At 53.5% G+C, this 14,415-nt stretch carries 12 protein-coding genes; 3 read left to right on the forward strand and 9 right to left on the reverse strand.

Features of this window, described 5'->3' with window-relative positions; all coding sequences use genetic code 11:
- Nucleotides 1-2: 2 nt before the first annotated feature.
- The 7 genes from AC3IUE_RS19950 to AC3IUE_RS19980 all read right to left on the reverse strand — a co-directional run bounded on the left by AC3IUE_RS19950 (nucleotide 3) and on the right by AC3IUE_RS19980 (nucleotide 6,429).
- Nucleotides 3-980: a glycosyltransferase family 2 protein gene (locus AC3IUE_RS19950; protein WP_489263451.1), complete on the reverse strand. Its 978-nt coding sequence runs from the start codon at nucleotides 978-980 to the stop codon at nucleotides 3-5.
- A gap of 43 nt (nucleotides 981-1,023) precedes the next feature.
- Entirely contained in the window at nucleotides 1,024-1,548 is a 525-nt protein-coding gene (locus tag AC3IUE_RS19955) for a serine O-acetyltransferase (protein ID WP_056743490.1), read from the reverse strand.
- 8 nt (nucleotides 1,549-1,556) lie between these two features.
- The gene (locus AC3IUE_RS19960; protein WP_489263452.1) at nucleotides 1,557-2,513 is read right to left on the reverse strand and encodes a glycosyltransferase family 2 protein; all 957 of its coding nucleotides are present in this window, start codon (nucleotides 2,511-2,513) and stop codon (nucleotides 1,557-1,559) included.
- Nucleotides 2,506-3,123, reverse strand: a complete 618-nt coding sequence (locus AC3IUE_RS19965; protein WP_056743495.1) for an acyltransferase — start codon at nucleotides 3,121-3,123, stop codon at nucleotides 2,506-2,508. Before AC3IUE_RS19965 ends, AC3IUE_RS19960 begins: the two co-directional genes overlap by 8 nt.
- A 133-nt stretch (nucleotides 3,124-3,256) precedes the next feature.
- Entirely contained in the window at nucleotides 3,257-4,726 is a 1,470-nt protein-coding gene (locus AC3IUE_RS19970; RefSeq protein ID WP_056743497.1) for an FAD-dependent oxidoreductase, read from the reverse strand.
- Nucleotides 4,723-4,917 carry a hypothetical protein gene (locus tag AC3IUE_RS19975; RefSeq protein ID WP_489263453.1) on the reverse strand — a complete coding sequence of 65 codons (195 nt, stop codon included), beginning with the start codon at nucleotides 4,915-4,917 and terminating at the stop codon, nucleotides 4,723-4,725. The genes AC3IUE_RS19970 and AC3IUE_RS19975 overlap by 4 nt, the downstream gene beginning before the upstream one ends.
- A gap of 135 nt (nucleotides 4,918-5,052) precedes the next feature.
- Complete coding sequence (locus tag AC3IUE_RS19980) at nucleotides 5,053-6,429, reverse strand: oligosaccharide flippase family protein (RefSeq protein ID WP_489263455.1); 1,377 nt, start codon at nucleotides 6,427-6,429, stop codon at nucleotides 5,053-5,055.
- A gap of 95 nt (nucleotides 6,430-6,524) precedes the next feature.
- Here AC3IUE_RS19980 and AC3IUE_RS19985 point away from each other — a divergent pair, with 95 nt between their 5' ends.
- Both AC3IUE_RS19985 and AC3IUE_RS19990 read left to right on the forward strand, forming a co-directional pair.
- Complete coding sequence (locus tag AC3IUE_RS19985) at nucleotides 6,525-8,048, forward strand: O-antigen ligase family protein (RefSeq protein ID WP_461998899.1); 1,524 nt, start codon at nucleotides 6,525-6,527, stop codon at nucleotides 8,046-8,048.
- 5 nt (nucleotides 8,049-8,053) lie between these two features.
- Entirely contained in the window at nucleotides 8,054-10,675 is a 2,622-nt protein-coding gene (locus tag AC3IUE_RS19990; RefSeq protein WP_489263457.1) for a glycoside hydrolase 5 family protein, read from the forward strand.
- 64 nt (nucleotides 10,676-10,739) lie between these two features.
- On the opposite strand, the gene AC3IUE_RS19995 is transcribed toward AC3IUE_RS19990, so the two are convergent.
- On the reverse strand, nucleotides 10,740-12,386 hold the full coding sequence (locus tag AC3IUE_RS19995; RefSeq protein ID WP_489263458.1) for a phosphoethanolamine transferase: 1,647 nt from the start codon (nucleotides 12,384-12,386) through the stop codon (nucleotides 10,740-10,742).
- Between the two features lie 244 nt (nucleotides 12,387-12,630).
- Between AC3IUE_RS19995 and galE the strand changes: the two genes are divergently transcribed.
- Nucleotides 12,631-13,608 carry a UDP-glucose 4-epimerase GalE gene (galE, locus tag AC3IUE_RS20000; protein WP_056743509.1) on the forward strand — a complete coding sequence of 326 codons (978 nt, stop codon included), beginning with the start codon at nucleotides 12,631-12,633 and terminating at the stop codon, nucleotides 13,606-13,608.
- A 44-nt stretch (nucleotides 13,609-13,652) separates the two neighbouring features.
- On the opposite strand, the gene AC3IUE_RS20005 is transcribed toward galE, so the two are convergent.
- Nucleotides 13,653-14,384 carry a CpsD/CapB family tyrosine-protein kinase gene (locus AC3IUE_RS20005; RefSeq protein WP_489268894.1) on the reverse strand — a complete coding sequence of 244 codons (732 nt, stop codon included), beginning with the start codon at nucleotides 14,382-14,384 and terminating at the stop codon, nucleotides 13,653-13,655.
- Between the last annotated feature and the right edge of the window lie 31 nt (nucleotides 14,385-14,415).

The following is a 14,415-nucleotide window of genomic DNA, read 5'->3' on the forward strand; positions in this document are numbered from 1 at the left end:
TCTCACTTGTATTCGATCAACGCCGTCTTGCCGGCGCCGAATCTGTTCAGTAGAAACTTGACTTGCCCGAGCATCTCGGGAAATTTCCCCAGCACGAGAAAGAAAGCCCGCAGCCAGTTTTCGCGCGTGGATCTATCGCCCCCTCGGGCGAGGCGCACGACCTGCAATGGATAGACCAGCAGCACAAGCAGGCCAAACCATCCAAACACCAAACTCGCGATAACAGTCGTCAGCGGGACACCCAATCCCCAGAACCAGGCACGGCGCGACTCACGCAACCAATGTTGCTCCGGTGCGGCCCCATGTAAAAATGCGCCCTCGGCAAAGGCATAACCACCGCGCAGGGTACGCTGCCACCATTGGCCGAACCGGGTCATGGTTGCATCGTGCAAGGTCATTTCCTCGCCCAGACGCCAGATCTTCCAACCATGCCCACGCAGACGTACGCACAATTCAGGCTCTTCCCCGGCAATAAGACCCGGTAGAAACCCGGACGCTTCGACGAAGGCGTCAGCCCGCATCAGCGCATCGCCACCACATGCCTTGGCCTCACCTACCGGCGTATCCCATTCGAAATCACACAGTAAGTTGTAAACAGAGTGCTGCGGAAAACGTTCACGGCGCCGTCCACAGACCACCGCGACGTCAGGATGTGCATCAAGAAAGGCCTGCGCCCGGGGCAGCCAACCGCCGACAACCTCACAATCACCATCGACGAACTGCACATAACGCATCGCCGGCAATAAGCGTTGTATGCAGGCAAATCCTTCATTGCGCGCACGCGCAGCCGTAAAGGGAATGGTCATGTCCAACTCGACCACCTCGACCCCAAGCCTCAGTGCCATCTGCACCGACCCGTCCGTTGATCCAGAGTCGACATAAACAACCTTCTGCGCCGAACCGACGAGGGAAGTCAGACAACGCTCAAGCCGTAGGCCTTCGTTGCGACCGATAACAACGACACCCATACCCATAGCCATGGCGTTCACTCAGCGACGCAATTGAAGTAATCCATCGGGTGGTTCATGAGAATTCCCTCGATTCTTCGTACTTCCTTTTCTTGATAGTCGCAGGCACGCCCACTGCCACCGAGTCGTCCGGTACATCGGTCAGCACCACAGCATTGGCACCAATCACGACATTGTTACCAATGCGGATATTGCCCAGCACCTTGGCCCCTGCACCGATATCAACATTGTTACCCATCACCGGAGCAATCGGCTCACTCACATTCTTGAGGCCCACGACGACGCCATTGCGAATACGGCAATCATCGCCGAACTGCGCATAGCCACTGATCACGATTCCGCCGAAATGATCGATGACGAAGTTGCGCCCGACCACCACCTCACACGGCAGCTCGATACCCGTGACGATCTGCACCAGTTTGAAGAGCACTTTGTATATAAAGGAGAACAACTTGCGTAACAGTGCCGGTCGCACACCGTAACGCCAGCGCCCAAAGCGATAAACCACCATCACCCAAAACCCCTGAGCCCCCCAATCTCCGGCGTATGCACGCAAGTCCGCACGTATGTTTTCGAACATAACTGGCTCTACCGTGTTGGTTGGCTAGCGAATTTGGTATCACGCAGCAACGCCCAGGTCACACGAGTATGCTGCCAACACGCCCCTAAAGCGGCCCGACCACGGCCTTTCAATAGCACCTTGAGCGCCAAAATCAGATCACCCAGACTCACCAGTAGCATATGTGAGGCCAAACCAGGCAGACCGTGGTGCTTGCGGAAGTACAAAAGCTCACTTTCGATTTGTAACGTGGGTAGCTGGCGACTAGCCGCATTGAGTGTGTCAACAGACTTGGCACTTTCACCACCGATATGCACCACCGTGGTATGCGGGTAGTAAACCACCTTCCAGCCTGCCTGTTTAACGCGTTTGCAGTGATCTATCTCCTCGAAGTAAAGGAAGTAGCGCGGATCGAACAAGCCAACCTGGTCGATGACTTCACGGCGGATCAGGTAATAGCACCCGGGCACCCAGTCGCACTCACGCACCGAAGCATGATCCCAGGCCATGTCGTCGACCCTCTTCACCACAGGGAAAAAGCGTTCAAGCCCTGTACGCGCAAGGAAGATATTCAACGGCGTCGGAAAATAGCGACAGGAGGGCTGTAAATCTCCCTCTCGTCCAACCAACCGAACGCCGAGGACACCGCAATCAGGATGAGTCTCCATGTAGTCGAGGGTCTTGCTCAGGGTATCCGCAGAAACGAAGGCATCGGTATTGAGCAGCAACGCATACTTGCCCTGCAGGTGCTCAACCAATTGATTATTGGCACGACCAAATCCCACATTGTTTTCATTGGCCAGTTGCAACGCCTCTGGACAAATAGTTGCCAGACACTCCAGCGAATTATCGGCAGAGGCGTTGTCCACCACCAAATAGCGCGTGCGACCCACACTGTTTGACTGGCGTAACGCATTAAACATCGGTTGCAACAGCGCCGCTGTATTGTAATTAACTACCAACACGTCAAGGGGAGCACTAACCATTGGGTTGCTCGCCAAAAAAGTGTTGCGCTCTCATTTTTATAAGCTTCGGTTCAAATGCCGGGTCGTATACACCATCGCGCTGCCTGATAAGGTCAATCCACGGATAAGTGGCGCTACGCTCTTCGACTTTCGCCAACACTTCATCCAGGGTACAGATAACCTTGGCTGGATTACCCCCAACCACTACCCCAGGCGGAACATCTTTTATGACTACAGCACCGGCTGCGACAATCGAATTCGGGCCAATAGTCACACGCGGCATGATGATAGAGCCATAGCCGATAAAACAATTATCAAGTATGTCGATAGCGCCGACAGAATCAAGTTTTTTACCATAGCGCACCTCGAGCATGCCAACTACTCCATCGTGGCCGAATAGCGTGCAACACGACAAACCTACATTATTTCCGAGTCGTACTAGCGAAGGGTCAGTTATGTTGGCAGCAGGATTGATCCATACGCCTTTACCGATGGAGTGCAGCCCACCCCACCGAACCATATGTTTAGCCCAGTCATACCCGTCCGGTTTACAGAATTTTTTATAGAGTGAGGTCCCATGCCCCGTTGTTTTTGCAATGTAAGCAATAGTACGTTTTAGTAGACCAATCATCCTGTCAGCCTCAATTATTCAGCGATAGACATCTGTGCCAGAGTTAGATACACCCTGATTCTTCATTACCACTACTCTAAGAGTAGACGCTCCCCTAAAATCCAACACTCAAATAATCCTCCCATGCTCCCACTCAGGAATACCTGCCCACCACGAGCCCCATCTGATGGTTGAGATAATCTGCCAGCCTTAGAGCAAGTTGCAAAAGAGGCATCGTGGGGTTACAGGCGCCGCCTGTAGCGAAAACACTGCTGCCCGCAACGTAAAGATTCTCAACACCAAACACTTTGCAGTTCTCGTCGACCACACCAAACTCAGGCGACGTCGCCATCCGCGTGGTCCCCATATGATGAGCATGGGGATTGAGCTTCAGTGGCAAATCGACGTCATACACACACTCTTCCAACTTGACGAAGCCCAGCCCTGTGTCGGCAAAACACTTTGCCACTTCGAGCCCTATGGACTTGACGGTTTCCCTGTCTGCAGGAGTTAGCTCCCAATGAATCTTGGTCTTCCTCATCCCTAACGCATCTCGCTCGTCGAGCAATGAGACGCGGCTATTGGGGTTGGGAAACTGCTCGATCAGCGTGCCGAGCACCCCATCTCCAGGGCAATCGAACTTGGCAATAAATTCAACCTTGCGCTCCGCACCGATGTCACAGACGAGATTCTCGAAAAAGTCCTTGATTGCCGCCGTTCGCCCATAGGCTTTCACTTCAGATACTAGAGAGGCCGTCACATTCCCTTTACCCGACTTGTGCTCCATCACGAAGGCATCGGTCGTGAAGTACTCCTTCCGAGAATCTGTACCCTGCCCGTCTTTCAGGATGAAGGTACCCAGATCGACGTTCAGGTGCTCCATGAAGCATCTACCGACGTAACCATCCTTGCCAGCAATACCGCCAGCTGCCAGGGACTCACTGTTGAGCAGTTGCCTGGCATTCTCGATCGCGCCTGTCGCCAGAATGAATTGTTTCGCCGTGACTCGCTCTCGATGCAACTCGTAGTCCGAGACGACTATCGTTGCTATGCGGCCAGTCTTGCTGTCGAACTCAAGATCGACACAATTGCAATGGATGAAGACATCCAGCCCCTCGGTCTCATTAAGTTCCTTGGCATATTTTTGTGCAAATCGCGTCGGCGGGCTCAGCAGGAAACGATCAGCCTCAAAGTCGGTGCCGTCCAAAGTCGCATTGATAGCCTTGAATCCGGAGTGCGGCGGAAGATCGACAATATCCATGGCCGCCGACAGATTGCGCTCGATCTCGGAAAACGCGATGGGCCAACCGGGCACGGGCACCGGAGGGCCTACGGTAAAGTCCGACTGTTCGAATGGACGGCATCGCCCGGCCCAGTGATTGGAGGTCCCGCCAAGATAACGCAGGCGTGTTTCATGAGCGTAGACCTCGAGGCCTGACGATGAGACCTGGTAGAGGTTCTGCGAGGCCGGCGAATACTCGTGCCCGCCGCCCTCGACAAGCACCACACGCCGACCATTACCGGCTAAACGCAAGGCCAGCGTAATGCCGGCTGGCCCCCCACCTATGATGCAGATGTCATAGTGGTCGCGGAGTTCTTTCTGCGATTGGTAATCTTTGATCATGCTTGTGTTTGCCGAAAATGCTGGGCGGGCAGCACCCATCCGTTGATGACAACAAACTCGGATTTAGCAGCAGAAGGCCGGGCAACGGCTTTGTAAAATCCGAACATGAGCCCTCCAATACTCAACACGGCAGAAGCCTGGAGGAAGCCTCTGCGCCCCATCACAGAGGTATTCAAATCAGTTTCTCTCATGATTCAAAGCTCCACGACACCGAGATTACGTTGGAAATGTCAACTACACGTCAAGGCCACATTTTTTATGCGACGGCCATCAATACCTCAATGGCGACGCTGTGCCACAGCTTTGGAAACATCACGAGAAATAGATCAAAGCCATTTAACAAAATCCGTCAACAACTCCCCACACAATGCCCCCACCGCCAGCATAGGCAGCACCACCAATTCACGCTTGAGACTGAACATCCCCAGACGACAATTGACATAAAAAACCAGGATAAGCGTAGGAAACGTGTACAGGGCAGCGCCCCAAATCGCATATTTGACCCCACCAATCGCCAGCAGCAGTGGCAGCAGCACCCACAACGAGACCACGCGAATAATGTTATCAATGGCCTGGTACTTGGTGAGTCCCAACGCAATCCAGACCTGATTCGCCAGCATGTAGCGCATGGTGAAAAAGGAGAGTGAAAGAATGGCCATCATATTGCCGGCTTGAGCGTAACGCTCATCGTACAAGATGCTGATGAGCAGTGGACTGCCAGTCCAAAACAGTCCACATAAAAACAGACAGGCAAGATCGAGCATCAATTTCAAGCGGTAGTACAAAGCGTGGAGCCGTACGGTGTCATTAGTTCTTGAGGCCTCACTGAAGGCCGGCAAGGCCACGGCCCCGACTACCTTTTGCAACGCAAGCTGAACAGCTCCCAAAATCAGCACGGCAATGGAGTAAACGCCCAGTTCGCCGGCCGTCATGCTGCCGCCGAACCAGACACGATCACCGTACATGGCCAATACGCCCACTGCCGACGACAACAGTATCCAACGGCCGAAGCCGACTAATTCATCGAGCGCAGAACGCTCCCACTGTAGACGGTTAGAAGGGCCCTCAAACCAGAAATGGCCCAGCAGCGTGTTGACCATCGATTGGACCAGACCTGCAATCACCAGCGACCAGATGGACCTGGTGAAGTAACCGATGGCCAGCATGACCAACAGCCCGACGATCTGAGACGCAAAATCGGTGAGTACCACTTTCTTTTGCTGGAAAGCGCGCACTGCCAGGTCGACTTTCGTCGACTGAAAACCCACGATGATTGCCGAGAAACCGGTCACGGCCAACACCAGCGGCAACTCGGGTGCGGCGTAGGTGGAATTGGGCGACCACAGATTGAGGGTCTGTGCATACCAGGCGAGAGCCGCAAGGAGAAGTGTCGAGGCAAAGAGGATAAAGCCGCGCACGATCTGCACGGTCCAGATGGTATTGAGAAACACCGGATCGTCGCCACGCGGGCTCTGGATGATGTTCTGGCGCAAGCCAACATCGGAAAGCATGTGCAGAACCAGAGAAACGGTGATGGCGATCATCATGATGCCGAACATCTCCGGCATCAGCAGACGGGCCATTATCAGGTTGCCGCCCAAGCGAAAGGCTTGCGACGTAACCAGCGCCCCCAGATTCCATGCCCCGGCAGAGATCGCTCGCTTACGAAGGCCCAACGTTGGCGACAAATCAACTAACGACATAGCATCATCCCCGGACTCAATGGCTCAAAAGGAACTATAGTCGCGTTTGGCCATTCCACTAGCCGTCGCTCATCAATCAATAAGTCCAATCATCCATGCCTGAGCACTTCCGAGCGTTAATCGTCATTCTGGTCCTTACTGGCATCGTATTTGCCATGGCACATCGACCAGCAGCAGACCTGATTCCCGACCGTAATTTCACTCGTCGGCGCAATCTGTGGTTCGTATTAACGCTTCTGGCCTTTGTGTCGCACAGCTTTTGGGTGTACGCGGGCATTGCCGCGATCGTTTTGACCTTCGCACGAAATCGCGAACGCAACCCCGTGGCGCTATTTTTCCTTCTGCTGTTTCTCATCCCGCCGGCCACGGCGGAGATTCCTGGCTTCGGCCTGGTCAACTATTTTTTTGCCCTTAACCATGTTCGTCTGCTGGCACTGTGTGTGTTGCTTCCGGCTTTTTTGGTTCTGCGCAAACGCGCCGACACGATCTCTTTCGGGCGCACCTGGCCTGACAAACTGTTAGCCGCCTACCTCCTGCTGACGAGTCTGCTTTTCCTGCGCGAAACCACCGTCACCGACACCTTGCGCCAAATGCTCTACCTGTTCCTCGAAGTTTTTTTGCCTTACTACGTTGCCAGCCGGGCGCTGAAGAACCTCAGCGACTTCAAGGACGCTCTGTTCGGTTTTGTACTTGCCGCCATGGTGCTGTCGCTTATAGGTCTCTTCGAATATGCCAAGCATTGGCAGCTGTACAGCGCGGTTGTCTACGCCATGGGCCTGCAATGGGATCCCGGCTACTTGAGCCGTGGTGGTTCATTACGCGCCAGCGCCACTACCGGCCAGGCCATTGCGCTGGGCTTAGTCATCAGCGTGGCCATCGGCTTTTACCTGTACTTGCAGGAGGAGGTACGTAGCAAAATGCAGCGCAGCCTCGGCGCACTGTTGCTCGCCGGTGGTCTGTTCGCACCGCTGTCGCGTGGCCCCTGGATCGGTGCAGCCGTCATGATCGTCGTGTTCATCGGCACCGGCCGTAAAGCGATCAAACGCCTGATGCTGCTGGCGGCCGCTGGGGCGATCGCCCTGCCCTTGCTGGCCATCGTGCCGGGCGGGCAAAAAGTGCTTGATCTGCTACCGTTTATCGGCACGGTGGAGGTCGAAAATATCACCTACCGGCAGCGCTTGATTGATAACGCCGTGATCGTTATCCAGCGCAACCCTTGGCTGGGTTCTTTCGACTTCCGCAACACACCGGAAATGCAGTCCATGATTCAGGGCCAGGGGATCATCGATATCGTGAACACCTATATCGGCATAGCGCTGTCGTTCGGTTTGATTGGTTTGACGCTTTTCGTGGTTTTTTTCGCCAGTGTCCTGCTGGGTATCCGCAAGGGGATGCGTTCGTTCCCCAACCAAGACGATGAGGCACGCCGACTCGGACGTGCACTTCTGGCAACACTGGCCGGGATCCTGATCACCATCGTTACCGTTAGCAGTATCACGGTCATCCCCGTGGTGTATTGGTCGGTGGCTGGACTGTGCGTGGCCTACGCTCAGATGGCACGCAGGTTCAAGCAGACCTCGACGGCCGTCACGGCGAGTGCCCATCTCCAACTCAGGTAGAACCCATGATCCAGTTGTTTCGCCGCCCCCAGATACTGCTCCTGCTGTTTTTTGCTATTTGGCCGTTTCGTACCTGGGCGTCGGACTGGGTCGTCAGTGTGGATGAGCGCAACGGCCTGCCAATGCTGGAGCGTGGTGGCAGTCCGGTTTTTGCTACGACATTCTCGTTCTTTGGGCGCAACTGGGACTGGACGTATTTGCAGACCGAATTCAAGGTAAATACCCCTTATCGATACTCCCTTGCAGGCAAAAACAAAGCGCTGGATTTCGACTTGACTGCGCAGATTCAGAAGCAAGACGAGCAAAAGCTGACCTGGAATTTTGCCGTGGATGCGCACAGCGGGAAGTCGGGCATTTCAGGTGGTGGCATGGTCTTCACATTCGACCCCGCTCTTTTCGCTGGAGAAATGGGCGAGCCCACTTTGCTGCCCGACAACCGCGGCTGGACCTGGGGCAATGCACAAGGGCGACGCATCGAAATGCGCTTCGAGCCCGCACTGGCGAGTGTGTACCTAGAACCGGGCAGTAAATCCGAGGTGCGTGCTTTTTTCTACAAGAACACGATCAAACCTGGCCGCCTGGATTTCACAGCCACTTTGAGCGTTTCTGGCGATGTGGCGGTCGGCCCAACCACGACCGAGCGCTTCGGGTTGTCGGACCCAAAGAGCTGGCCGACTGACAAGCTCGACTGGAAAACCTCGCCGGTCGACCTGTCCTTTCTCAACGCTCAGGAAAAACCTGCAGGCAAGCGCGGCTTCATCAAAGCCTCCGGCGAGCAATTGCAATTTGCCGACAACACTACGGCGCGTTTCTGGGGCACCAACCTTTCAGCCTACGCGCTGTTCCTCACGTCAGACGATGCAATCAAGCTGCAGGCCAAACGCCTGTCGGCACTGGGCTTCAATCTTGTACGACTGCACCACCATGACTCGCCATGGGTCTTCCCGAACATCTTTGGCGACGGTAGGGTCACGCGCAGCACCACCCAGCAACTGAGCCCGGAATCGCTGAAAAAAATCGACTGGTGGATCAAGTGCCTGAAAGACGAAGGCATTTATGTGTGGCTCGATCTGCACGTCCAGCGAGTCTTTACTGAAAACGACAACATTTTTGGCTTCGATGAATTGCCAAAAGAAGAACAGAATTTTACCTATCTCAAGGGCTATTCCTATGTGAATCTCACCATTCAGAAAGCTATGAAGCGCTTTGCCGAAGCCTACCTGACCCATGTAAACAGCTACACCGGTCTCGCCTACAAAGACGACCCGGCGATTGCCGCCGTACTGATTACCAACGAAAACGACGTCACCAACCACTTTGGCAACGCCCTGTTGCCAGACAAGAATTTGCCGAAGCACAACCGCGTCTACATGGCGGAGGCCGAGGCTTTTGCCAAACAGCACAATCTGTCTGCAGACCAGACCTGGCGCTCCTGGGAGCCAGGCCCCTCCAAGATGTTCCTTAACGATCTGGAGCGACGTTTCAACGTCGACATGATTCAACACCTGCGTGGAATAGGCGTGAAGGTCCCCATCGCCACGACCAGTAGCTGGGGCCGCAATGGCCTGAACTCCCTGCCGGCCCTTACTGCCGGCGACGTAATCGATGTCCATAGCTACGGGGGCTCGGGACAGGTCGAGAAAAACCCGCTCTACAGCGACGGCATAGTGAATTGGATTGCCGCCGGCCAGGTCATCGGCAAACCCTTGACCGTCACCGAGTGGAACAATGAGCCCTTCCCGATACCAGACCGTCACTCGCTGCCACTCTATATCGCCGGCACCGCCAGCCACCAAGGCTGGGATGCACTGATGCAATATGCCTACAGCCAGGAGCCCATGGGGGGCGAAGGGATGAGTGCCAACAACTGGCACGCCTATAACGACCCTGCAATGCTGGCCACCCTGCCCGCCGCCGCCTTGCTTTATCGCCGTGCAGACGTTCGCGAAGCAACAACGACCTACGTCTTCGCGCCGACATCAACAACCCTGTTCAACCAAATGATCACACCGGCCAACTCTGCTCTCCTGCGCACAGCCATGGAGAAAGGCAAGCTGGAAATCGCGATGCCACAGACGCCGGAATTGCCTTGGTTGCAACAGAGCGTTATCCCAAGCAATGCACAGGAATTTCATGACCCTGACCAGTCGCTGCTGGACGCCAATGCCAGCGAGTCCACGACAGACACGGGTGAGCTAAAGCGCAACTGGAAACAAGGCGTCTACACCATCAATACACCGCGTACCCAGGCCGCTACCGGCTGGATCGGCGGCGAGTCGATCAGCCTTGGCAACATTAAGGTTCAAGTGAAGACCGCCAACGCCAGTGTGGTGGTGCAAAGTCTGGACGACGCGCCTTTGGGCCGATCGCAGGATTTACTGATTTCGTTAGGCACCCGTGCCGTCCCCCAGGACGGCGACAAAATACCTTTTTACGTTGAGCCCCTCGAAGGCACACTAACCATCCAGGCGCCGCAAGGCTTGACACTGTTCACCCACGGCATTCTGAGGCAAATGAAGAAGCTGCCCGCGACCTACGTTGATGGCCGCTATACAATCAAGTTCGACGGCTTGCAGGCGTCGAACTGGTTGTTTTTGAAAAAAGACGTCACGCAAGCACAACCTTAGGCGATGCGCAGCCGACCTCAACTTGATGAAACAACGCCTTGCGGCGTTGTTCAGTGAGGGCTATTTAAAGGGCGTCAAAATCAAACGATGGAACATAGCCTGCGCCGAGCAGATGTGGACATTTCGACGATACAAAATCATCACTTAATAAATCATCCGAACTTTTGTACTTACTCGTTAAAATCCCTGTGATACTTAAAAGAGTATGTGGCAAGGAGGAGATGCTGATTTTCTGACCTTCTCTTTCCTTCAGCTTTAAAAGCCTGAGCGATTGCTGGCTTGAAACATTATCGGATGCCCAGATAAATGCCGAAACCGGGAGGTCATATTTATTGCCAATGCCATGACCCAAGAGCCCTCGACTGTCATCCATCATGTTCTCACCATGATCCGATGAATAAAACAAGACAGATGGTTTTTTGCTTGACTTCAATTGATCAATAATTGTGCTCAGCAGCCAGTCCGTATACAAAATACTATTGTCATATTCCGCGGTAATTTTGTCTTTGAAGCTGTCTGTTGACGGCTTGAACTTATCGAATTGTTCTGGGTATCGGCGTGAATACTCGAAATGACTACCCTTGACATGAATGAATATCGCTTTCTTTTCTGTATCGCCTTTATTTAGTATTTTTTCATATTCTGAAATCAATGCTCCATCATAGCTTCTCTCAAAATATTGACGATGTTGTGCCTCTGCGGCTATTTGTGGAATTATTCCGCCAAAACTATCAACCTCCTGCACAGACAACCAATAGGTCATGTACCCGGCTGAGCGATATATACTCACCAACGATTTTGTTGACGCAATGGCGTCCCAATCCGATATAGGCTCCAGGCTCAGCATTGAAGGAACCGCAAACGAGGTATAGGGGGCTGTCGTGCAGATCTTATTAAACTTGAAAAGCCCCGCCTGCTTACCGAGATTCGGGGTGGTTTCCTTGTTATAACCGTAGAGGGACCAGTTCTGCGGCCGTGATGACTCACCGATTACAAAAACGATGGTTTCTATATTTGATTGATTCGACAGGCTGGTTATTTTTACATCAGATTCCCGACGGCGCTTGATAAGCTCCTCCGTCCCAAAATACAAATTTGCAGTCAAGGCAATTTGCGACAAATAACCTACTGGCGTGCTTTGATCTTTTGCAAGGAGATCCATGACCGCAGATTTCCCGAAAGAATTAAGTTTGGCGGTTTTATAAAAATACGCCCCATACCCCACTAGCAAGGCGCTAACAACCAAAACAAAAATGCCTTTGTTTTTATATAATTCGCGCTTATGCAGGCCTATTAATCCAGCCCCATAGCAAAATATGAAAATCACCAAAACGATACTGATCGGCTGCCAATAGGTCGGTAGAAATTCGCGGGCCTCCTGATAGTTTGTCAAGCCAATAAATATATAGGCAGCGGTTAATCTCGAGTTGAAATTCAAAACCAAAAAGAGATCAATAGCTGCTACCAAATAGAACGGCAGCAGAATAAGGTGAACCTTGAATTGACTGGATGAAATAAATCTAATTGCCAAAAGCCACAACACCGACATGCCAAGGGTGTAAACGACCAATAAATCAATTTTAGAGTATTGATAGTTTGCTAGCGTTCTAACAATCAACGGTGATAGCAGAAACGACCACAATACTAAATTTGGCCATTCTGCTTTAAATATTTTTAATGAGTAATCGATAATTCTGGCAGGATTTTTCATTTGATAATTATCCTCGCAGGATGCCCAAATGCCTCCTCAGAGGGTAGCTCCAATTGGCCCGCTCGCTGTGTCTTGTTCGAAATATTCTCTCCTTTGGCGTTCCAAACGTAGCGAGTCTCGGCTATTGCCAGCAAGCGTGTAGCGAAAAATCCAACTTGTCCTTTAATGTAATGATCAGACGGATCGCACTGACGTTGCCATCGGTGCTTGCACAGCAATAGTGCCCTGGAAATCGGAGATCAGGATGAAATTTTTGGTGGTGGGTGGCGCGGGTTACATCGGCTCGCACATGGTGAAGCAGCTACTGAGTGCAGGTCACGATCTTGTGGTGGCAGACAATTTCTCAACCGGTTATCGCAGCGCGTTGAGGGGCGGGACATTGGTCGAACTGGACATAGCCGACGAACAGGCGCTGGACGCCCTGTTTGCGGGACACCACTTTGATGCCGTGTTCCACTTCGCCTCCTTTATACAGGTGGGCGAATCCGTCGCTGAACCTGCCAAGTACTATCAAAACAATTTCGCCGCCACCCTGACGCTGCTCCAGGCGATGGTTCGCGCCGGGGTTAAAAACTTCATTTTTTCCTCGACCGCCGCCGTCTACGGTGACCCGGTGTATGTACCCATCGACGAGGAGCATCCCAAGGCCGCGATCAACCCTTATGGACGCAGCAAGTGGATGGTGGAGCAGATGCTTGAAGATTTCGACCGCGCCTACGGGCTGAAATCGGTCTGCCTGCGCTACTTCAACGCCGCCGGAGCAGACCCTGAAGGCCAGTTAGGTGAACGCCATGAACCGGAAACCCACCTGCTGCCCCTGATCCTGCAAGCAGCCTCCGGACGGCGCGCAACCATCACCGTCTATGGCCGTGATTACGACACGCCTGACGGCACTTGCATTCGCGACTACGTCCACGTTGTCGACCTCGTTGCAGCTCACGCACTTGCCGTGGATTATTTGCTGGCAGGGGGGGCAAGCACGGCGTTCAACCTCGGCAACGGTCAAGGTTTCTCAGTACAGCAAGTAATAGATACCGCGCGCTACGTGACCGGCCAGGATATCTCTGTCAGCGAAGCGCCACGTCGCGCGGGCGATCCACCACGCCTTGTGGCCGATCCCCGCAGGGCCAACACATTACTTGGCTGGCAAGCGCAATTTGGCTCACTTGAACAGATAGTGGCGCACGCCTGGAGCTGGGAGCAGAAGTACCCTTGGCACTGAGCGTCGGCGCTAGCCAATAGCGCCGATCTCCTGCGGGTGATGCTCTAGTAGTAAGAGCGGTTTTCGGGCTCGGCTTTGTTCAACACCGTGCCAATCAGATTGGCGGTCCCAAGATGATGCAGGCTTTCCTCGATCTCTTTCCTGCTGTTCAATCCATTAGCGACAACGAGCAGGACGCAGTCGAACCTGGGCAGGACGTTAATCACATCATCCGAACTCAACAACGGCGGCAAGTCGAAAATCACGATGCGTGAGTTGTAGCGCTCGCGCAGATCAGCAATCAAATGGCTCACAGCAGGCGATGACAACACCTCGGTGGAAAGAGGAATCGGCTCACGCGTCGGCAGGACCACAAAGCGCGGCAAGGTCGGATTGACCAGTACTTCTTGCAGTTCAGCTTCATCTGCCAACAATTCATTCAGCGATTTTTCCATCGGCAGACCCAGATACTCACCCACCTTCGGACGACGCAAGTCGAAGTCCACCAGTAACGCCGTCTTGGTCGTGTGATGCGCGATGCTCATTGCCAGGTTTATAGCCAACACCGTCTTGCCTGCCTCCGGAGTCGGCGAAGTGATGGCGAGCGTGCGCCAGCCATTTTCTTCCATGATTTTCAGCACTTGTGTACGCAGTAGATCGAATGCCCCGCCCATGTTCGAATTTTTGTTGTAAGCCACAATGCGGTTGCGCTCAAGGTGATCTGGTCGCAAAGGTACAACCTTGGTTTGCACATAACTGAGTGCGTTCAGACCTGTGGACTGCGCGGTCGGTGTCATGGCTTTTGACGAGGTCTGTTGCTCGGCATTT

The organism is Pseudomonas sp. GL_093 (assembly GCF_057837605.1).